Source organism: Aurantimonas sp. A3-2-R12, from assembly GCF_036016755.1.
Taxonomy (GTDB): domain Bacteria; phylum Pseudomonadota; class Alphaproteobacteria; order Rhizobiales; family Rhizobiaceae; genus Aurantimonas; species Aurantimonas coralicida_A.
On record NZ_JAYXIH010000056.1, the window covers coordinates 1 to 20,414 of the forward strand.

Consider the following 20,414-nt stretch of genomic DNA (forward strand, 5'->3'; position numbering starts at 1 on the left):
AATCGCAAAGCTTCTCCATCTTCACAAAAAAACCAGCCCATCACCAAAACGCCCCTCGTGCCCACAAAGCCGAGGGGCGTCTTGCGTTTGAAAACTACCCTCCATCCAAACCCAGCAAGCGAGCCCCCCGCGCTCACCGCTGAAACAAGCGACGGCCCAGACCGATGCCGCAAACACCCACGCCCCGACGCCCGCCCGCCGGCCTCAATCCGACAGACAGGGCGACGAGGTCACAATATCGACCTGAGGTGATCGTAAGTGGCCTTCCGGCGATATCGAGGAGGAGCACGCTTGACGATGCAATTCGGGTTGGACTGGAAAAAGCGACATGGTGGAACGCTTGTCGTGGGGGTCTTGCTGACCTGGCTGTTCTTGTTGTCCCGGCCGGAGTGGTCGCCGATGCATCAGTGGAACAGGGCGCTGGCTGACACCTCGCTGGTGATGGTCGCTTCATCGATGGCCATCGGCCCGCTGTCCCGCCTATGGACCCCATTTCGCAAGGCCATCCCCTGGCGGCGTGAGTTCGGCATCTACGGAGTGCTTCTGGCTTTCGCCCATGCCGTGTTTATCCTGATCGGATGGGTGAATCTCGATCTCATGCGGCTGATCGGCTACGAGTTCCATCCGCAATTGCTGCGCTACGTGATGCTTCAACACGGCTTCGGCCTAGCGAATATCATCGGCATTGTCGCGCTGGTCTACGCTGCAATTCTTGCGGTGACCTCCAATAATGCCAGTCAGAGACTGCTGGGAGGGTCGGTGTGGAAGTTTGTCCAGCAGGGTACCTATGTGCTGTGGTGGCTTTCGGTCGCGCACACAGGATATTTTCTCTACCTCCATTTTCAGGACTTCCATCGCCCGACGCCCGAGCCCAATTGGGCGCAGTGGCCATTCGCAATCCTCGTGCTTTCCGTGATGGCCTTGCAGACGGCGGCCTCGTTGCGGACATGGCGCGTCAAGAACAGACCGGCCCTGTCACTGTCCTAGCGACGAGGTTTTCGGGCATCGTTCGGACCATGCGGGAGCGCTCGAGATAACGGAATGGGCGAAGACGACCCGCGCGACCATTGCCCTGCGTCACCCGGGGCCAATATGGGCTCGGATCCGCGACCGATGCGCCGTTAAGCCATAAGCGTTATCAGGTGGCTCGTGCCGGTAATGGTTATGTGAACGAAACGATGACTGTTCTGCTCATTTTGGCTGGTGGCCTGCTGGTGGTGATCACCACTACAGACGCCATTGGCGGGTTCTTTCGGATCGGCGCCAGCGCGGGGCTTCTCACCCGCCCCGTCGAAGATCTTGTCAGCAAGGTTGTCCTCTGGTGGGTGCGGCGGTCCGGAAATCGGCGCCAGCTGAATCTGTTGGGGGCCTATTGCGTAGCCACCCGCACGGTCGTGAGCGTGACGGGGCTCTGGATCGGCTGGAGTCTGATCTATATGTCCTCGCCGGAGGCGGTCGTCACCGCTACGTCAGAGATTGCCGCAGAGACGCTCGAGCGCTTTTACTTCGCGGGGTATACGGTTTCGACGCTGGGCCTCGGCGATTTCAAGCCGGGCAACGATACGTGGCGTCTTGTTACGACCGTCACGTCGCTGTCCGGTTTCATGTTTCTGACCTTCTTGGTCAGTTTTCTGGTGACGATCTCGAGCCAGATCTCGCAGCGACGCTCGCTGGCGATGATCATCACGGCGGCGGGCGATGGCCCGTATGCGATCCTTGATCGTTATCGTCAGGACGACGCCGTCGATCTCAGCCCGCTGTTGAGCATGATCGCGCTGCCGCTGATCAAGACCGCCGAGGCCAGCACGAATTTGCCGCTGCTGCATCGATTTCATTCCGCTGACACGATCGCATCCTATGCCGTGGCGATCGCGAGACTCGACGAGACGCTGACCATCCTGGAGCATGGGTGCAAGGGCGGCGAGCACCCCCAGATCGCGCTGGCGCGACACGGCATCGACATGATCGTCGATACCCTTCCGGATGGGGGGCGAAACCAGGACGAGGCGGCGTCGCCTTCGTTGGCGCCATTGCGGAAGTCCGGCCTCGATTGCGCATCCGACGAAGAATTCGACCGCGCGACGTCGGAAGAGTCCGTGCGGTATCGTCGCAATCGGCTGAAGAACATGGTCGAGACACTCGGATTTTCCTGGTACCGGGATGTCTACCGGGGTCTGTAGCGCACCTCCGAGCCCGTTCCGGCGGTATGGCGTGACCGGACGCAGGTCGCGGCCTAAACCGGGTGTCGATAGGCCTGCCGGTCGGTCTGGCGGTTTCGCCGCAGGCGATCCATCTGTTCGACAAGGCCAGCGAACAGCGTATCGACTGACGATAGCCGCGCCGCGGAAGAGGCTCAATCGCCCGATTTCTTCGGCAGGTCGATGCCGGCGAAGGTCTTGATGACGGCGCTGTCGGCTTCCTTGCCGTAGCCGGCGTTGCTGGCGTTGAGATACATCGCATAGGCGGTCGAGGCGAGCGGCAGCGGGAATTTGAGCGATCGGCCGGTTTCGGTCACCAGCCCCATATCCTTGACGAAGATGTCGACCGTCGACATCGGCGTGTAATCGTCTTCCACGACGCCCTTCATGCGGTTCTCGAACATCCAGGAATTTCCGGCCGCGTTGGTGACGACGTCGTACATCAGATCGAGCGGGATGCCGGCGCGGGACGCGAGCGCCATCGCCTCGGCGCCGGCCGCGATATGGACCCCGGCAAGCAGCTGGTGGACGATCTTCACCGTCGCGCCGAGACCGATCGTCTCGCCTATATTGTAGACCTTGGCCGCGATTGCACCGAGCAGGGGCTCCAGCGCGTCGAAGACGTCTTGCGGCCCGGCGGCCATGATCGTCATCTCGCCGGTCTCGGCCTTCGCCGCCCCGCCGGAGACCGGCGCGTCCAGCATTTTCAGGCCGGCCGCGCGCAAATCCTCGTCGAAGCGGCGGGCATCGTCGGGCGAGATGGTCGCGGACACCACGACCGGCGTCCCGGGCTTGAGAAGCGGCGCGATGCCGTTCGCGCCGAACAGCGCGTCCCGGCACTGGGCGGCGTTGACCACCAGAAGCACGACCGCATCGAGATCGCCGGCAAAGGCCGAGGCGTCCTGGCCGACGCCGGCGGCTCCCGCCTGCTCGAGCCGCTCTAAGGCGGCGGGGGACAAATCGACGCCGTAGACCGTCAGTCCGGCCCGCAGGGCGGACAGGGCCGCTCCCATCCCCATCGAGCCGAGGCCGATGAATCCCACCTTCATTGCCGCCAATGCGCCCTCCCATCACCTGTTTCATGAGCCTTGGCGGACAACACGTCCGCTTCGGCAATTCAGGGCTGCTGCCTAAGGCTTGCCTGATCCGCCGGCGCGAAGCGACGCCATCCAGCCGAGCCCCTCGTCGGTCGTGCCGCGCGGCCGGTATTCGGCGCCGAAAAAGCCCGCATAGCCGAGCGCCACGATGGCCGGCAGCAGCCGCTCATAGGCAAGTTCGCCCTCGTCGGGCTCGGCGCGGGACGGAACGGCGGCGATCTGCACATGGCCGATCTGGGCCCGGTGGCGCTCGAAGCGGCGGATCAGATCGCCCTGCATGATCTGGGTATGGTAACAGTCGAACATGATCTTCAGTTCGGGCCGGCGAAGACGCGCGACGATCGCCGCCGCCTGCTCGATTTCGAAGAGAAAATAGCCCGGCGCATCGCGGTGGTTGATCGGCTCGATGAGCACCATCATGTCGTGTTTGGCGGCGCGGTCACAGGCATAGGCGAGGTTCTTGTCGAATGTTTCGCTCGCGCCTTCGACCCCTTGGGTTTTTCCGGCCATGACATGGACGGCCCCGACGCCGATCTTGGCGCCGTAGTCGAAGGCCTCGTCGATAGCCGCCCGGGCTTCCGTCTCCCGGCCGGGCACGGCGGCAAGGCCGAAATCGGTCGCGCCGCCCTTGCGGGTGTTGAGGCCGAGCATTGTCAGGCCGGTCTCCTCCAGCGCCCGCCGAACGGCCGCCGCGTCCTCGTCATAGGGCCAATGACATTCGACGGCGTCGAAGCCGGTCGCCTTCGCGCGGACGATCGCTTCGGGAAGCGACAGTTCGGTCCAGAGGAACCCGAGATTGGCGGACAGGCGGATCATCAGGACCACTCCACGTCGAAGGCGGTGACGACGCCGGCGATCTGTTCAGGTGTCAGCTGGCGCGGTTGCAAGCCGCGGGTCAAAAGCGCGAGACGCGCCGTCTCTTCCAGTTCCTCGACGGCATAGACGGCGGCTTCCAGATCCTTGCCGGCGACGACCGGACCATGATTGGCCAGCATCACCGCCGAGCGGCGCCCGGCGAGCCCGCGGATCGCGTCGCCCGTGGCCGCATCGCCGGGCAGAAAATACGGCAGCAACTGTACCTTGCCGAGCCGCATGATCGAATAGGCGGTGAGCGGCGGCAGCATATTGTCCCTGTCGATGCCCGGCAGCATCGAAAGGGCGACCGAGTGGGTCGAGTGAAGATGCACCACCGCGCCGGCGGTCGAGCGGGTGTCGTAAAACGCCCGGTGCAGCGGCATTTCCTTCGTCGGCTTGTCGCCCTCGACGAACGTTCCGGCCGCATCGAAGCGGCTGAGACGGGCCGGATCGAGCCGGCCAAAGGAGGCGCCGGTCGGTGTGACCAGCAGGCCGCCATCGGGCATCCGGACCGAGATATTGCCCGAGGCGCCGTGGGTCAGGCCGCGATCGTAGATCGAGCGCGCCAGTTCGCAGACCGTCTCGCGAAGCCGTGCCTCAGACGTCATGATGCTCGCCTTTCAAGACACCCAGCGCGGTCTGGAAGAAATCCGCGTCGCCGAAATTGCCCGACTTCAGGGTCAGCCAGAGTGGCCGGTCCGACGCCTTCACGGCCGGGACGCCCGGCGCGATCTCCGGACCGATGGCAAGGGCGGAGAGGCCGAGACCCTCGACCACCGCGCCCGACGTCTCGCCCCCCGCCACGACCAACCGCGTGACGCCGGCCGCGCATAATTGGCGGGCGGTTTCGGCGAAGAACTCTTCAAGGCGCGCGGCGAGCGCGTCCCGGCCGAAATGCCGCTGCGCCGCCTTGACCGCTTCCGGGTCGGCCGAGGAGTAGATGAGCGGAACGCCGTCGGTCTGTTCGAGTGCCCAACCGACCGCGCCGTCCGGCGACTGCTCACCCGCCATCACCCGGTCCGGCACGATTTCGAGGGCGGGGGAGGTCTCGGCATAGCGAGCGACCTGCGTCCGCGTCATGGTCGAGCATGAGCCGGACAGGATCGCCGCCGGGCCGTCCGAGCCGATCCAGGTGGATGGCTCCGACGCAAGCAGGTTCTCGGCGCGGAAATTGTCCGGAAGGCCGAGAGCAATGCCCGAGCCGCCGGTCAGAAGCCGCAGGCCGCGCGCGGCTTGCCCGATCGCCATGAGGTCCGCGTCGCGGATCGCGTCGACCACCACCACGGGACGGCCGGCGGCCGCTTCGGCGGCCATCGCGTCCATGATCGCCGGACCACCTTGAAACACCGTTGTCGCGGCGACGTGCCCGACGCCCTGTTTCGTCTGCGGCGCAAGCCAGCGGCGAAGGTCGGCATCCGTCATCGGTGTCAGCGGATGGTGTTCCATGCCGCTTTCGCTGAGCAGCCGGTCGCCGACGAAGAGATGGCCCTGATAGATGCTGCGCCCCGTCGCCGGAAACGCCGGGCAAACGATCGTGCGGTCCGTCCCGAGGCGCTGCATCAGGGCATCGATCACCGGTCCGATATTGCCCTCGGGGGTCGAATCGAAAGTCGAACAGTATTTGAACAGGAACTGCCGGCAGCCCTGGTCGACAAGCCAGTCGAGCGCCGCAAGCGACAGCGCCACCGCTTCGGCCGGGGGGATCGTCCGCGATTTCAGCGCCACGATACCGGCCTCGACGCCCGGCTCGGCGGCGCCACTTGGCACGCCGCTATACTGCGTCACCCGCATGCCGCCCTTGGCGAGGGTGTTGGCAAGGTCGGACGAGCCGGTGAAGTCGTCCCCTATGCAGCCGAGCAGCATCGTCCCTCTCCTCTTTCGTCAGCTTCGGCAATGTATACCGTAGTGAGGCTAACTACCGCGTCTTGGCCGCTGGTGCCAAGCCTTGCCTTGAAGGAAGTTGAAGCGCCCGGGATCGAAGCGCCCCTTAACGCAGGCGGGCGACGGATTCGTTACTCGTAGAAGACGTCGACCAGCGACAGCGAGACCGCCGGCACATAGGTGACGAGGATCAGGATCAGGACCAGAACGCCGATGAACGGCAGGTTCGTCTTCGTCGTCTTCCAGATGTCGGTGCGGGCGATCGAGCAGGCCGTGACCAGCACGCTGGCGACCGGCGGGGTTTGCTGGCCGAGCGCGATGTTCAGCGTCAGCAGGATGCCGAACTGGATCGGGTCGATGCCGATTTCGTGGACCAGCGGCATGAAGATCGGCACGGTCAGGATGATCGCGGCGGCACCGTGCAGGACCATGCCGACGAACAGGAGGAAGACGTTGATGATCATCAGGACGAGGAACTTGTCGGTCGTCAGCGTGGTGATGCTGGCGGCGAGCCGCTGCGGCATTTCGGTCTCGGTCAAATAGAGGCCGAGCACAGCGGACGTGGCGACCAACAGCATGACGACGGCGGTCTGGATCACGCCGTCGATCAGCGAGAGATAGAGCTTCTTCAGATTGATCTCGCGATAGATGAAGCCGCCGATCAGCAAGGCCGCGACGACGGCGAGGCCCGCGCCTTCTGTGGCGGTGACGAAGCCGCCGAAAATGCCGCCAAGGATGATCACCGGCAGAATCAGCGCCCAGGCGGCGTCCTTCGTCGCCGTCCAGAGACGGCAAAGGCTGAACGCCTCCTCGCGCGGCAGGTCGTAGCGAACGGCGAAATAATATGAGAGCGCCATCATCGAAAAGCCACCGAGCAACCCCGGCACGATGCCGGCGACGAACAGCCGGACGATCGAGGTGTCCGACAGCGCGCCGTAGAGGATCATCGGAATCGACGGCGGGATGATGATGGCCAGCGAAGCGGAGGACGAGGTGATGGCGGCGGCGAAGCGGGGCGAATAGCCCTTCTTCTTCATCGCCGGGATCAGCACAGAGCCGATCGCCGCGACATCGGCGACCGCCGAGCCGGAAATTTCGGCGAAGAATAGCGAGACCCCGACATTCACCATCGCCAGCCCGCCGCGCAGGAAGCCGATCAATGCGGAAACGAAGGTGATCAGTCGCTGCGAGATGCCGCCGGTGTTCATCAGCGCGCCGGCCAAGATGAACAGGGGAATGGCAATCAGCGGGAAGCTGGTGGCACCGTCGAAGATCGACAACGCCGCGTTGAGAAAGCCGAGATAGCCGTTCAGCATGAATACGCCGACCAGGGCGCTGGCGAGGATCGCGACAGCGATCGGCAGGCCGATGGCGATCAACACGAACATCAACAGGAGGATGAGCGCCTCGGTCATTTCGGCTCTCCGGCGCGCATGGCGTTGAGTTCGGTTTCGGCGCGGGCGATCTCGGTCTCGATCTCGCGCTGCTCCGGATCGAGGCCTTCCTCGACGTCCCGATAGCGTTCGGGAAGGGTGAGAAGGCGCGCCAGGATGATCAGCCCGGCGCTGACCGGCAGGATGCTCTGCACGAAACTGCGCGGAACGAACCGGACGGAGATCAGCGTTTCATTGCCGAAGATGTCGAGAATCGCCCAACCGGCCCAGCCGATCACCGCGAAGACGATCAGGAAGATCAGTTCGACGACGACGAACAGAACCGTGCGGCTTGGCCGCGGCAGCGCGAACAAGAGCCCGCTGAAGCCCAGATGCGCGTTCCGCATCGTCGCCAGCGCCGCCCCGGAAAAGGTGATCCAGGCGAGCAGCACCGAGGCGATCTCGTCGTACCAGATCAGCGAATTGCCGGAATAGCGAAACGTCACGCCCAACAGAACGACCCCGGTGAGGACGATGAGCAGGAACAGCGTCACGGCTTGAAGGGCGATGTCGAGCCAGCGGGCGAGCCGGGACATGGGCGGTTTTCCAAGAAAGGCATATGAGACGATTGACGAGGGAAAAACGGGGGCCGACTCCGCCGGCCCCCGCATTTTGTGACGGTCCTAGGAACCGTCGGCGAGCGACTGCGCCTTGTCGATCATCTCCTGGCCGCCTTCGACCTCGGAGGCGAACTTCTCATAGAGCGGCTTGGAGGCGTCGATGAAGGCCTGGCGGTCGGCCTCGTTGACCTCCATGCCACCGTCCTTCAGCTTCTGGAGAAGTTCACCGTCGGCACTGGCGCCCTGTTCACGCGCCCATGTGGCGACCTCCTGGGCGGTCTCGGCAAGGACGGTTTGTATTTCGGGATCGAGCTTTTCGAACGTCGCGATCCCGACCGTCGGGTAGGCCGGCGAATAGACGTGCCCGGACATCGACAGATATTTCTGCACCTCGTCGAGCTTACCGGCCGCGATGTTGGTCAGCGGGTTCTCCTGACCGTCGATGACGCCGGTCTGCAGCGCGACGAAGACTTCGGAGAACGACATCGGCGTCGGGTTGGCGCCATAGGCCTGGAACATTGCCACCCGCCAGGACGAGTTCGGCGTGCGGATCTTCAATCCTTCCAGATCGGCCGGCGTGTTGATCGGTCGCTCGTTGTTGGTGATCTGGCGGAAGCCGTTTTCCCAGATCGCCAGCGGGCGATAGCCTTGTGCCTCGGCGGCCGGCACCAGGACGTCCTTGAACAGGGTCTCGTCGATCCGCGCCAGGTGGTCGCGATCCTTGACCATGAAGGGCAGGTCGAAGAGCGCGTATTCCGGCGCGATCTCCGGCATCGTCGAGGACGGCAGCGTCAAGTGCATGGTGCCGAGCTTGATCTTCTGCAGCATGTCCTTGTCCTTGCCGAGCTGCGAGGAGTCGAACACCTTGACCACGGCCTTGTCGCCGAGCTTTTCGTTGGCGCGCTTGGCGAATTCGCTGGCGGTCCGCTCCTGCAGCGAGCCGTTCGCGGCGCTGATGCCGAAAATGATCTCTTCCTGGGCCTTGGCGGCGGCACCGGCGGTCAAAAGGACTGCGCCCGCGAGAAGCGCCTTCAAAGTTGTGTGCATCATATCTTTCCTCCCATCTGCGTTGAAAAATCTGTCGTTGGTCTGGTCGTCTGGGGCGCGGCCTTTTCCGGCCGTTCTTCGGCGTGGATTTGGGCCGTGCGCCTCAGGCGGCGGCCGAGGATTCGAGGCCCTGGCGAAAAAGCGTGGCCAGGCTCTGATCCGGAGGCGGTGTATTCCCGTCCGCCTCATTCTTGCGGGCCGCGAGCATCAGCCCGAGTTCGATAGCTTTACGGCCGGCGCCGGCATTGGCGATGCCCTGGCCGGCGATGTCGTAGGCGGTTCCGTGCGCCGGCGTGACGATCGGGAACGGGTAGCCGGCGATCAGGGTCACGCCCCGATCGAAGCCGATGAGCTTCATCGCGATCTGCCCCTGGTCGTGATACATCGTCAGCACCGCGTCGAACTCACCCTTCAGGGCCCGCACGAATACGGTGTCGGAGGGGATTGGTCCCGTCACGGCCATCTGGTGGGACAGAGCCCGCTCGACCGCCGGCAGGATGATCGCGTCGTCCTCGGTGCCGAAATTGCCGCCGTCGCCGGCATGGGGATTGAGCGCCGCGACGCCGATCCGTGGTCGCGCGAATCCCGCCCCTTGCATGGTCTCGACGGTCAGGCGCAGGCTCTCGAAAACACGCTCTTCGCTGAGCGCGCCGGCAACCTCGGATAGCGGGATATGCGAGGTGCAGCGGGCGTTCCAGACTTCGTCGAGCACGTTGAACTCGCTGCCGTTGCGCGTCGCGTGAATGGTGCGGTTCACGAAGCCGATCTCGTCGACATAGTCGGAGTCGGTCTGCCGCATGGCGTGCTTGTTGAAGGGCGTGAAGAACACTGCGTCGGCATGGCCGCCATTGGCCGCTAGCAGGGCACAGCGGAAATTGGCCAGCGCTGAGCGACCGCCATCAGCGCTGGCGGTGCCGAGTTCGATGGTGGCGGGATCGCAGTTGCCAAGATCGACGAAACATGAGTGCTCGGGCCGCCGCGGACCCAACGCATCGAGCGAAACGGTCGGCAGATCAATGGCGACGTCGGCGTGTTTCGCTCCCATGTCCAGAACGCGGCGATCGCCGATGACCAGCATGACCGCCTGGGAAGCGATGTCGTCGGCGAGCAGCCGGGCAGCGAGTTCCGGGCTGATGCCCGCGGGGTCACCGATCGCAAAGGCGATCACCAGATCGTTCCGCATTCGGCCCCCCGCCGGTTATGGATATTGCATTTTGCATACGATATTTCTTTTGACGTGCGCAAGCGGTTTTTTTGCTATGAAGGCGCGTTGCCTCTTGCTGGAGCCCGCCGTGACTGAACTGCCGGTCGAAGACGATATCGCCTATCCGGACGCGCCCGTGATCCAGAGGCAGACGCTGCACAAGCAGGTCGCGGGCCGAATCCGGGACCTTATCATTGAGGGGCATCTCAAACCGGGCGCGCGAATCAACGAGGCCGCGCTTGTCGATTCGCTCGGCGTTTCCCGCACGCCGCTCCGCGAGGCGCTCCGCACACTCGCCGGCGAAGGTCTGATCGACATTCGGCCGGCGCGGGGCAGCATCGTGCGGCGGCTGACGCCCGAGGACGTGTTCTCGATGCTGGAGGTGTTGGCGGAACTGGAAAAGCTTGCCGGCCGGCTGGCATGCAAGCGCGCCAGCGACAAGGACCTTGCCGAACTTCTCGCGATTCACGACGCGATGATGGGCTATTACGCCAAGCGGGACCGGCTGACGTACTACAAGGCCAACCAGGATATCCATGCACGCATCGCGCGCCTGTCACGCAACAACATGCTGATCGATGTGCAGGCAAACATCCAGGCGCGGCTGAAGCGCATCCGCTTCCTAGGCAATCAGGGACCCGAGGCCTGGGCGAACGCCGTGGCCGAGCACGAGGAGATGGCCGAGGCGCTCCGTGTTCGGGATGGCGCGCGCCTCGGCGAAGTCCTCACCAAGCATCTGATGAACACTTGGGACCGGGTCAAGGACGTCGTCTGAACGGCGCGCCCGCCGCAATTGACGCGGGCGCGCAACGGTGACGACAGCCGGCTACTCGGCGGCTTCCTGATAGTCCTCGACCGGTGGGCAGGAACAGACGAGGTGGCGGTCGCCATAGACGTTGTCGACGCGGTTGACCGGCGCCCAGTATTTGTCGACCCGGAACGCCCCCGGCGGATAACAGGCCTGTTCGCGGGTGTAGGGCCGGTCCCATTCGCCGACGAGATCCTCCACCGTATGCGGCGCGTTCTTCAGTGGATTGTTCTGCGGATCGATGCGGCCTTCCTCGATGTCGCGCGCCTCCTCGCGGATCGCCAGCATGGCGTCGCAGAAGCGGTCGAGCTCGGCCTTGGTTTCTGATTCCGTCGGCTCGATCATCAAGGTTCCGGCCACCGGCCAGCTCATCGTCGGGGCGTGGAAGCCGCAGTCGATCAGCCGCTTGGCCACATCGTCGACGCTGACGCCGGCGGACTCCTGCAGGATGCGTGTGTCGACGATACATTCATGCGCCACCCGGCCGTTCTTGGCCTTGTAGAGCACCGGATAGGCGTCCTCGAGCCGCTTGGCGACGTAGTTGGCGCTGAGGATCGCAACCTTGGTCGCCTGGGTGAGGCCCGCGCCGCCCATCATCAGGCAGTAGCTCCACGAGATCGGCAGGATCGAGGGCGAGCCGAACGGTGCGGCGGAGACCGGCCCCTCGCTTCCGCCCGTCGTTGGATGGCCCGGCAGATACGGCGCCAGATGCGCCTTGACCCCGATTGGCCCCATACCCGGACCGCCGCCGCCATGGGGGATGCAGAAGGTCTTGTGAAGGTTCAGATGGCTGACATCGGCGCCGAAGTCGCCCGGCCGCGCGAGGCCGACGAGGGCGTTCATGTTGGCCCCGTCGAGATAGATTTGGCCGCCATGCTCGTGGACGATGGCGCAGAGTTCGGCGACGCTTTCCTCGAACACCCCGTGCGTCGAGGGATAGGTGATCATGCAGGCGGCGAGATTGGCCGCATGGGCCTCGGCCTTGGCGCGGAAATCGTCGACATCGATGTCGCCGTTCTCGTCCGACTTCACCACCACCACCTTCATTCCCGCCATCTGCGCCGAAGCCGGGTTGGTGCCGTGCGCCGAGGTCGGAATCAGGCAGATGTCGCGGTGATCATCGCCATTCGCCTGGTGGTAGGCGCGGATGGTAAGGAGACCCGCATATTCGCCCTGCGCGCCGGAGTTCGGCTGCATGGAAACGGCGTCGTAGCCGGTGATCTGGCACAGCTTGTCAGACAGATCTTCGATCAATGCCTTGTAGCCGAGCGCCTGATCCTGCGGCACGAAGGGATGCAGTTCGGCATATTCCGGCCAGGTGATCGGCAGCATCTCGGCCGTGGCGTTCAGCTTCATGGTGCAGGAGCCGAGCGGGATCATCGACCGATCTAGGGCGAGATCGCGGTCCGACAGCCGGCGGATGTAACGGGTCATCTCGCTTTCGGCGCGGTTCATGTGGAAGACCGGATGGGTCAGGTAATCCGTGCTGCGCCGCAGCGGTTCCGGCAGCCGGTTATCGCGGTCGAAATCGTCGACCGTGAATTCCCCGCCGAAGGCCCGCCAGACGGCTTCGATCACGGTCGGGCGCGTCCGCTCGTCGATGCTGATGCCGATCCGGTCGGTGCCGACCTTGCGCAGATTGACCCCCTCGGCGAGCGCGGATTTCAGGATCGCGCCCTGCAGCCGCCCGACCTCGATCGTCATGGTGTCGAAAAACGCCTCCGGCTCGACCGTATAGCCGAGTTTTTCCAGCCCCTTGGCCAGCAGCACCGCGCGCTGGTGCACCCGCTGGGCGATGGCCTTGAGGCCCTCCGGCCCGTGGAACACCGCGTACATCGCCGCCATGACGGCGAGCAGCACCTGCGCGGTGCAGATGTTCGACGTCGCCTTTTCGCGGCGAATGTGCTGCTCGCGGGTCTGCAGTGCCAGACGGTAGGCGCGGTTGCCGCGCGTATCCACCGAAACGCCGACGAGCCGGCCGGGCATCGCGCGCTTGTGCGCGTCCTTCACCGCCATATAGGCGGCGTGCGGGCCGCCATAGCCCATCGGCACGCCAAAGCGTTGGGTCGAGCCGACGGCGATGTCGGCGTTCATCTCGCCGGGCGTCTTCAAGAGCGCCAACGATAACAGGTCGGCGGCCATCACCGCGATGGCATTCTCGCCATGCAGCGCCGCGATCACTTCGGTGAAGTCGCGCACATGGCCGTAGGTGCCGGGATATTGGAAGATCGCGCCGAACACCGTATCCGGCTTCAGATCCTGGAAGGGATCGCCGATTTCGACCGTCCAGCCGAGCGGCTCGGCCCGGGTGCGGATCACCGCGATCGTCTGGGCGTGGCAGTTCTCGTCGACGAAGAAGACGGTGCGTTTCGATTTCGACAGCCGGTGCGCCATCGCCATCGCCTCGGCCGCCGCGGTCGCTTCATCGAGGAGCGAGGCGTTGGCGACGTCGAGCCCGGTGAGGTCCGACACCATGGTCTGGAAGTTCAGCAGTGCTTCCAGCCGGCCCTGGCTGATCTCCGGCTGATAAGGCGTATAGGCCGTGTACCAGGCGGGATTTTCCAGGATGTTGCGCTGGATGACCGGCGGCGTGATGGTGCCGTAATAACCTTGGCCCAGCAGTGAAACGAGGTTCTGATTGCGATTGGCGGTCTCGCGCAGCGCGTCCAGCGCCTGGCGCTCGGTCATGGCCGGACCCCATTCGAGCGGCTTTTCCTGCCGGATCGCGGCGGGGACCGTCGCGTCGATAAACGCGTCGAGACTGTCGGCGCCGAGCAGCGCCAGCATCGCCTCCATCTCGGTCGGGGAGGGGCCGATGTGACGCCGGTTGGCGAAATCGTAGGGCTCGTAGTCGGTGAAGTCGAAGCTCATGCGTGACGCCTTATCCGACCAACGCCTTGTAGGCGTCCTCATCCATCAGGGCATCGGCCGCCGACGCATCCTTGAGCTTCATCTTGAAGAACCAGCCGGCATCCATCGGGTCGTTGTTGACGACGGACGGATCGTCGGCGATCGCCGGGTTCACCTCGGTGATCTCGCCGTCGAGCGGAGCATAGATTTCCGACGCGGCCTTGACCGATTCCACCACGGCGACGTCGTCGCCCTTGGCAAAGCTCGCGCCGACATCCGGCAATTCGACGAAGACGAGGTCGCCGAGCTGGATCGAGGCGTGGGTGGTGATCCCGACCGTGGCGATATCGCCTTCGAGCCGCAGCCACTCATGGTCTTCGGTGAATTTGAGCATTCGGCTGTCCTTTAACGTTTGAAGTTGGCGGCGACGAACGGAAGCGGCGTGACGATGACGGGAATGCGCTTGCCTCGCACGTCCGCGAAGAGCCGGGTGCCGGCCGTCGCCAGTTTGGAGGGGACATAACCCATGGCGACGGGACCATCCACGCTGGGACCGAAACCGCCGGAGGTCACCGCGCCGACCGGAGAACCGGCCTGTTCGTCGGAAAACAGCGCCGCGCCGCCACGAACCGGGGTTCGCGTCTCGGGGCGCAGACCGACGCGGCGACGCGAGGTGCCCTCGGCCAACTCCGCCAGGATTGTTGCCGCGCCCGGAAAGCCGCCGGCGCGCTCGCCGCCGGTGCGACGCGTCTTCTGGATCGCCCATTGGAGCGCGGCTTCCACCGGCGTCGTGGTCGTGTCGATATCGTTGCCATAGAGGCAGAGGCCGGCCTCCAGCCGCAGGGAATCGCGGGCGCCGAGGCCGATCGGCTCCACCGCCTCATGGGCGAGCAGCGCGGTCGCGACGGCCGCGGCCTTCTCCGCCGGGATGGAGATTTCGAAGCCGTCCTCACCGGTGTAGCCGGAACGCGAGACGATGCATTGCGCACCGCAGAGCTCAACGGACCTGATATCCATGAAGCGCATTGCGGTGACATCGCCGGACAGCGTGCTCAACGCGGCTTCGGCCTTCGGCCCTTGCAGCGCGATAAGGGCGCGATCGGTTAGCGGCGTGATCTCGCAGCGGTCCGACAGGGCGGCGCTGAGATGGGCGATGTCCTCGGCCTTGCAGGCCGCGTTGACGACCAGGAACAAATGGTCGCCGCGATGGGCAACCATCAGATCGTCGAGAATGCCGCCGGCCGGGTTGGTGAACAGCGCATAGCGCTGCCGCCCTTCCTTCAGGCCGGCGATGTCCACCGGCACCAGCGTTTCCAGCGCCAGTGCGGCATTGCGAAGGTTTCCCGACAACGGTCGAATTTCCACCTGTCCCATGTGGGAGACGTCGAACAGCCCGACGGCGGCGCGCGTATGCAGGTGCTCCTTCATCACGCCGGCCGGATATTGCACCGGCATCTCGTAGCCCGCGAACGGCACCATCCGGGCGCCGAGCGACATGTGAAGGTCGAACAGCGGCGTCTTCAACAATTGTGCCGTTTCACTCAAACGCCTTGCCTCCGGCCCTGGAATCCGATGCCACTATAGCCAGGTTCGACGCCGCGTCGCTACCCGTTTCCTGGCCTCTTGGCGGGGCCGCCCAACCGACAATGCTTCGGCCCACCGCACCTTGTCGGACGTCGTCGATGCGAGGTGGGCGAGGGAGATTCATCGCGTGCGAACCGGACCGGGAGAGTGTATCGCAGGCTTTATCGGTCTTCAACACGGCGTGAGATGCCGCGTGATCGCGTCTTTTCCCTTTGCGAATGGGCTGTGGCGCGCGATGTTGGCGCCAAAGGACATGGCGTCGCCCGCAAATCGGTGGCCGGCGAAGGGTCTATTGTGTGCGTTTGGATAAGCGACATCGAAACAGGAGACGGAATGGACACGGACGGCGGCGCGGGGTGGATGTCTACGATCAAGCGCTACCTTCCTCTCGCGATCATCGCGGCCGGATTGCTGCTTGCCTATAGCCTCGGTCTGCACGGCTACCTGTCGCTTGAGTCCTTCCTTGCCAGCCGTGATCTGCTCGGCCGCTTCGTCTCGGAAAATACGGCCGTTGCCTCGGTCGGATATGTCGTCGGCTACGCCGTTCTTGTTGCTTTCGCCTTTCCCGCGGCGGCGATCTTCACCGTCGCAAGCGGCTTCCTGTTCGGGTGGTTTCTTGGCGGGATCCTCACCATCATCGGCGCCACGATCGGCGCGACGCTCATCTTCGTGGCCGCGCGTTACGCCTTCGGGGATCTGCTGCGCAAGCGCGCCGGCGGTGCCATTGCGCGCTTCGCCGACGGTTTTCGCGACGACGCCTTCGCCTATCTCCTCGTTCTGCGGCTGACGCCGGTCATGCCTTTCGTCGCTGTCAACGTGGCGCCGGCCTTCTTCGACGTCCCACTCAGAACCTATGTCATGGCGACGTTGATCGGCATCATTCCAGGCTCGATGGTCTATGCCTTCCTCGGCAGCGGCATCAATCAGGCGCTCGTCAATGTCGGCGAGGGGGATGTCGAGCTCGCCGATCTCTTGACGACGGAGATGACCATCGCCTTGCTCGGGCTCGCCGCCTTCGCGATCCTCGGTCTGGTCCTGAAGAAGACCTATTTTCGTGGACGGCGCCCCGTCGCCGCCGAAACGAAGCCACGCGGAGGCTGAGATGGCCGAGATCCTGACACCCGACATCTGCGTCATTGGAGGCGGGTCGGGCGGCCTGACCACGGCAGCGGCCGCTGCCGCATTCGGGGTGCCGGTCGTTCTCGTCGAACGCGGCCTGATGGGCGGCGACTGCCTCAACTTCGGCTGCGTTCCCTCAAAGGCGCTACTCGCCGCCGGCAAACACGCCGCCGCGATCCGCGCCGCGCCGCTGTTCGGCGTATCGGCCGGCGAGCCGACGGTCGATTTCTCTGCCGTCAAGGCGCATGTCGACGGGGTGATCGGGGCGATCGCACCCAATGATTCAGTCGAGCGCTTCGAGGGTCTCGGCGTCCGGGTAATCAAGGCCGACGCGCAATTCATCGATCCGAATACCGTCAATGCCGGCGGACAGTTGATCCGCGCCCGGCGCTTCGTCGTTGCCGCCGGCTCCTCGCCGCTGGTTCCGCCCATCGACGGGTTGGCCGAGACGCCGCATCTCACCAACGAGACGATTTTCTCTCTCACCGAGCGGCCGAACCATCTCCTGGTGATCGGGGGGGGGCCGATCGGCATGGAAATGGCGCAGGCCCATCGCCGGCTCGGCGCCAAGGTTACCGTAGTGGAAGGCGAGACGGCGCTTGGAAACGACGATCCGGAACTTGCGGCCGTCGTCCTTCGCCGTCTCCGCGCGGAGGGCGTCGTCATCGAGGAACACACCAAAGTAGTCGGCGTTGATGGAGGCGGAAGCGCGGTGCGGCTGGCCATCGAGCGCAAGAACGGCGAGAAAGCGATGATCGAGGGGAGCCATCTCCTGGTCGCAGTCGGCCGGGCGGTGAATGTCGAGGGTCTTGGCCTCGACGCGGCGGGCATCGACTACGATCGTCGCGGCATCAAGGTCGGCGCCGATCTGCGCAGTTCGAACCGACGGGTCTATGCCGTCGGCGATATCGCCGGCGGCCCGCAATTCACCCATGTCGCCAACTACCACGCCGGGCTCGTCATCCGGGCGATCCTGTTTCGCCTGCCGATCAAGGCCGACCACGACAAGCTCCCGCATGTGACCTTCACCGATCCGGAACTCGGTCAGGTCGGCCTGACCGAGGCGCAAGCCATGTTGCGCGGGCTCAATGTGGATGTGCTGCGCTGGCCCTTCGAGGAAAACGATCGCGCCCAGACCGAGCGGCGCACTCAGGGGCTGGTCAAGCTTGTGGCCGGCCGCGGTGGACGGCTGCTTGGGGCCGGGGTCGTCGGTGCCGAGGCGGGCGAACTCACCAATCTGTTTTCGCTGGCGATCGGCAGGGGCCTGAAGATTTCCGATCTGCGCGATTTTATCTCGCCCTATCCGACCTTCTCCGAAATTGGCAAACGGGCAGCCACCTCCTACTATCATCCCTATACGCGGCGTCCGCTGGTGCGCCGTGCTATCGGCTTTTTGAGCCGGTTCGGCTGACCAGGCGCATGGACAGTGTTGAACGGGTCGAATCTCAAGGCTGCAAGCGAAGGGACGAGCGTCGCATTGCCGAAGGACACGAAGCGACCTGCCGATCGCCGATCGAAGGATGTCGCGCGCGTGCCGCTCGTCAGGCGGCGTATTTCAACGCGGCTTCTGCTCGTCACCATGCTGGCGGTGATGCTCGCCGAGGTGCTGATCTTCGTTCCCTCGATCGCCAATTTTCGCGAAGACTGGCTGTCGGCAAAGATCGAGACCGCGGCGGTCGCGGGCCTCGCTTCGAGCCAGAACAATCCGCAGGGCGACGTGGTGCTCGGCCCCGCCCAGGAGGCAAGCCTGCTCAAGGCTCTCGATGCCAAGCTCGTCGCGATCGTCGAGGGCGACGTCTCGCGATTGCTGGCCCGTGACGAAACGCTTGGCGTTGTCGATCTGCAGATCGACCTGAGCAATCAGAACCCGTTTCGGATGGTGACTGGCGCGTTCAACACGCTTCTGTCCGGGGGCAACCGCACCATGCGGGTGTTCGGTGCGGTCGGCGACGGATCGCTGGTCGGCGAGGTGGTGATGTCGGAATACCCGCTGCGCCGCGACATGCTGATCTATTCGCGCAATATCCTGCTGTTGTCGCTGGCGATCGCCTCCTTCGCTGCGCTCCTGGTCTACGGGTCGATCAGCGCCTATCTGATCCGGCCCATCCAGGCGATGACAGGCTCGATGATCCGGTTCGGCGAGAAACCCGCGGACTCCTCCCGGATCATCCGGCCGACCGAGCGCGACGACGAGATCGGCGTTGCCGAGGCGGAACTGGCCGCCATGCAGACTCGGCTCGCCGACACGCTGCGCGAACAACGCCATCTGGCGGATCTCGGCCTCGCCGTTTCCAAGATCAACCACGATCTGCGCAACATCCTGGCTTCGGCGCAGATGATCTCCGACCGCCTGGCGACTCTCAATGATCCGCGCGTCCAGCGGGTGGCGCCCATGCTGCTGCGTAGCCTCGACCGAGCCTTGAACTACACCCAGTCGGTGCTGGCTTACGGGCGAGCGGTCGAAAACGCGCCGGTGAAGCGCAAAGTGCGGCTGAAACAGCTGGTCACCGACGTGTTCGAGATGGTCGCGGTGTCGCCCGACTCCGGGATCGGCTGCGTCAACGCGGTGGGCGAGGGGCTCGAAGTGGAGGTGGATCCGGACCAGTTCCACCGGGTTCTGGTCAACCTTTGCCGCAACGCCATTCAGGCGTTGGAGGGCAACGAGGCGGACCAGCCCTCGGTCGTGCGGCGGATCACCATCGCGGCGCGGCAAGAGGTCGATGGCGAGACCCTGGTCATCGTGGAGGACACCGGACCGGGACTGCCCGAGCGGGCCCGCGAAAACCTGTTCAAGGCGTTCACCGGGTCGGTGCGTTCCGGCGGGACCGGGCTCGGGCTCGCCATCGCGGCGGAGATCGTCGAGGCGCATGGAGGCCGCATCACCCTCGCCGACGGCACGACGCCGGGAGCCCGCTTCGAAATCCGGCTGCCGTCGCGTTCGTCGCTTGGCGCGGCGGCCGCCACCGTCCCGATCACCTGAGACAGGTGACCTTCCAGCTGAAAATTTGCGGCCGATGCCGGCTTGCATTCCAAGACCCGAGCGGCTACCTAGCCCTCACGAACGCAGCAGCCTCGTCAGGGCCTGCTCGTCAGTGCGCCCGTAGCTCAGCTGGATAGAGCACCAGACTACGAATCTGGGGGTCAGAGGTTCGAATCCTTTCGGGCGCACCAAAATTCACTTATGAAATCAATTAGTTATTGAATCGCAGCGAGTTGTGCGAGCGTGGGGCTTGCCCTGAATCGCCACGGAGTCGCCACCGCAACAAGAATTAACCATCTTGTGATATGGTTCGGCACAAATTAGTGGGCGGAAGAGGGGAGCGCCTTGCCGACAGGTGAAGAGAACAGACAAGCGGTTTTCAGTTGGCTCAACCTGTTTCTGAAGGATCAAGGACTTCAATTCTCACGATCGGGCTTCAAGGGTGGGAGCAACATCGGCAACCATACGGTGGATGAGGCCACCGGCTTCTGGGGAAATCCGCAATACTCCACGAACAAGCCGCCGAGATGGCTGTTCAATGTAGACGTTGCCGGTGTTTTACCCGAAGCGGTGCTTCCGGCGGCATTACAAGAAATCGGAATCGGAGCCTCCAATACCGCACAAGGCGACAAGGCGGGTTTAGCGGTTCGTATTCTGCCGCTGATCAAGACCGGTGAAGGGGAGTTCGTGGGGATGTCCCGAAGTTTGTTGAACTTCGTTGAGCGGCGATGCCGGGTTGAACGTTACGCGGCCCTCGATGCAGGGGCAATGAACTTTTCGGCATTTTGGCGCTGATGG

General features: G+C 64.3%; 18 protein-coding genes and 1 tRNA gene. 8 read left to right on the forward strand and 11 right to left on the reverse strand.

Features of this window, described 5'->3' with window-relative positions; all coding sequences use genetic code 11:
* Positions 1 to 297 precede the first annotated feature (297 nt).
* Together VSX60_RS19925 and VSX60_RS19930 are read left to right on the forward strand one after the other, a co-directional pair.
* Positions 298 to 987: a ferric reductase-like transmembrane domain-containing protein gene (locus VSX60_RS19925; RefSeq protein WP_327626022.1), complete on the forward strand. Its 690-nt coding sequence runs from the start codon at positions 298 to 300 to the stop codon at positions 985 to 987.
* A gap of 191 nt (positions 988 to 1,178) precedes the next feature.
* Positions 1,179 to 2,180, forward strand: coding sequence for a potassium channel family protein (locus VSX60_RS19930; protein WP_327626005.1), 1,002 nt, complete (start codon positions 1,179 to 1,181; stop codon positions 2,178 to 2,180).
* 173 nt (positions 2,181 to 2,353) lie between these two features.
* On the opposite strand, the gene ltnD is transcribed toward VSX60_RS19930, so the two are convergent.
* From ltnD to VSX60_RS19970, 8 genes are all read right to left on the reverse strand, one after another.
* Positions 2,354 to 3,247, reverse strand: coding sequence for an L-threonate dehydrogenase (gene ltnD, locus VSX60_RS19935; protein ID WP_327626006.1), 894 nt, complete (start codon positions 3,245 to 3,247; stop codon positions 2,354 to 2,356).
* 81 nt (positions 3,248 to 3,328) lie between these two features.
* Complete coding sequence (locus VSX60_RS19940) at positions 3,329 to 4,111, reverse strand: hydroxypyruvate isomerase family protein (protein ID WP_327626007.1); 783 nt, start codon at positions 4,109 to 4,111, stop codon at positions 3,329 to 3,331.
* On the reverse strand, positions 4,111 to 4,758 hold the full coding sequence (gene otnC, locus VSX60_RS19945; protein WP_327626008.1) for a 3-oxo-tetronate 4-phosphate decarboxylase: 648 nt from the start codon (positions 4,756 to 4,758) through the stop codon (positions 4,111 to 4,113). Before otnC ends, VSX60_RS19940 begins: the two co-directional genes overlap by 1 nt.
* Positions 4,748 to 6,013, reverse strand: a complete 1,266-nt coding sequence (gene otnK / locus VSX60_RS19950; RefSeq protein ID WP_327626009.1) for a 3-oxo-tetronate kinase — start codon at positions 6,011 to 6,013, stop codon at positions 4,748 to 4,750. The genes otnC and otnK overlap by 11 nt, the downstream gene beginning before the upstream one ends.
* A gap of 149 nt (positions 6,014 to 6,162) precedes the next feature.
* On the reverse strand, positions 6,163 to 7,446 hold the full coding sequence (locus VSX60_RS19955) for a TRAP transporter large permease (protein ID WP_327626010.1): 1,284 nt from the start codon (positions 7,444 to 7,446) through the stop codon (positions 6,163 to 6,165).
* The gene (locus tag VSX60_RS19960; RefSeq protein ID WP_327626011.1) at positions 7,443 to 8,000 is read right to left on the reverse strand and encodes a TRAP transporter small permease; all 558 of its coding nucleotides are present in this window, start codon (positions 7,998 to 8,000) and stop codon (positions 7,443 to 7,445) included. Before VSX60_RS19960 ends, VSX60_RS19955 begins: the two co-directional genes overlap by 4 nt.
* An 87-nt stretch (positions 8,001 to 8,087) precedes the next feature.
* Positions 8,088 to 9,074 (reverse strand): TRAP transporter substrate-binding protein, encoded by a 987-nt coding sequence (locus VSX60_RS19965; protein WP_327626012.1) that lies wholly within the window; start codon positions 9,072 to 9,074, stop codon positions 8,088 to 8,090.
* 100 nt (positions 9,075 to 9,174) lie between these two features.
* Complete coding sequence (locus tag VSX60_RS19970; RefSeq protein ID WP_327626013.1) at positions 9,175 to 10,254, reverse strand: 4-hydroxythreonine-4-phosphate dehydrogenase PdxA; 1,080 nt, start codon at positions 10,252 to 10,254, stop codon at positions 9,175 to 9,177.
* A 109-nt stretch (positions 10,255 to 10,363) separates the two neighbouring features.
* On the opposite strand from VSX60_RS19970, the gene VSX60_RS19975 reads away from it, so the two are divergent.
* Positions 10,364 to 11,050: a GntR family transcriptional regulator gene (locus VSX60_RS19975; protein WP_327626014.1), complete on the forward strand. Its 687-nt coding sequence runs from the start codon at positions 10,364 to 10,366 to the stop codon at positions 11,048 to 11,050.
* Between the two features lie 51 nt (positions 11,051 to 11,101).
* On the opposite strand, the gene gcvP is transcribed toward VSX60_RS19975, so the two are convergent.
* From gcvP to gcvT, 3 genes are read right to left on the reverse strand one after another with little or no spacing between them, the layout of a single operon-like run.
* On the reverse strand, positions 11,102 to 13,954 hold the full coding sequence (gcvP, locus tag VSX60_RS19980; RefSeq protein WP_327626015.1) for an aminomethyl-transferring glycine dehydrogenase: 2,853 nt from the start codon (positions 13,952 to 13,954) through the stop codon (positions 11,102 to 11,104).
* 10 nt (positions 13,955 to 13,964) lie between these two features.
* Positions 13,965 to 14,327, reverse strand: a complete 363-nt coding sequence (gene gcvH / locus VSX60_RS19985; RefSeq protein WP_327626016.1) for a glycine cleavage system protein GcvH — start codon at positions 14,325 to 14,327, stop codon at positions 13,965 to 13,967.
* Between the two features lie 11 nt (positions 14,328 to 14,338).
* The gene (gene gcvT, locus VSX60_RS19990) at positions 14,339 to 15,478 is read right to left on the reverse strand and encodes a glycine cleavage system aminomethyltransferase GcvT (RefSeq protein WP_327626017.1); all 1,140 of its coding nucleotides are present in this window, start codon (positions 15,476 to 15,478) and stop codon (positions 14,339 to 14,341) included.
* A gap of 372 nt (positions 15,479 to 15,850) precedes the next feature.
* Here gcvT and VSX60_RS19995 point away from each other — a divergent pair, with 372 nt between their 5' ends.
* The 5 genes from VSX60_RS19995 (at position 15,851) to VSX60_RS20015 (ending at position 20,411) form a co-directional block, all read left to right on the forward strand.
* Positions 15,851 to 16,618 (forward strand): TVP38/TMEM64 family protein, encoded by a 768-nt coding sequence (locus VSX60_RS19995; protein WP_327626018.1) that lies wholly within the window; start codon positions 15,851 to 15,853, stop codon positions 16,616 to 16,618.
* A gap of 1 nt (position 16,619) precedes the next feature.
* Positions 16,620 to 18,047, forward strand: coding sequence for a dihydrolipoyl dehydrogenase family protein (locus tag VSX60_RS20000; RefSeq protein WP_327626019.1), 1,428 nt, complete (start codon positions 16,620 to 16,622; stop codon positions 18,045 to 18,047).
* Positions 18,048 to 18,113: 66 nt separating this feature from the next.
* Positions 18,114 to 19,616 carry a sensor histidine kinase gene (locus VSX60_RS20005; RefSeq protein WP_327626020.1) on the forward strand — a complete coding sequence of 501 codons (1,503 nt, stop codon included), beginning with the start codon at positions 18,114 to 18,116 and terminating at the stop codon, positions 19,614 to 19,616.
* A gap of 114 nt (positions 19,617 to 19,730) precedes the next feature.
* A tRNA-Arg gene (locus tag VSX60_RS20010) sits at positions 19,731 to 19,807 on the forward strand.
* 154 nt (positions 19,808 to 19,961) lie between these two features.
* Complete coding sequence (locus tag VSX60_RS20015; protein ID WP_327626021.1) at positions 19,962 to 20,411, forward strand: hypothetical protein; 450 nt, start codon at positions 19,962 to 19,964, stop codon at positions 20,409 to 20,411.
* The last annotated feature ends 3 nt before the right edge of the window (positions 20,412 to 20,414 follow it).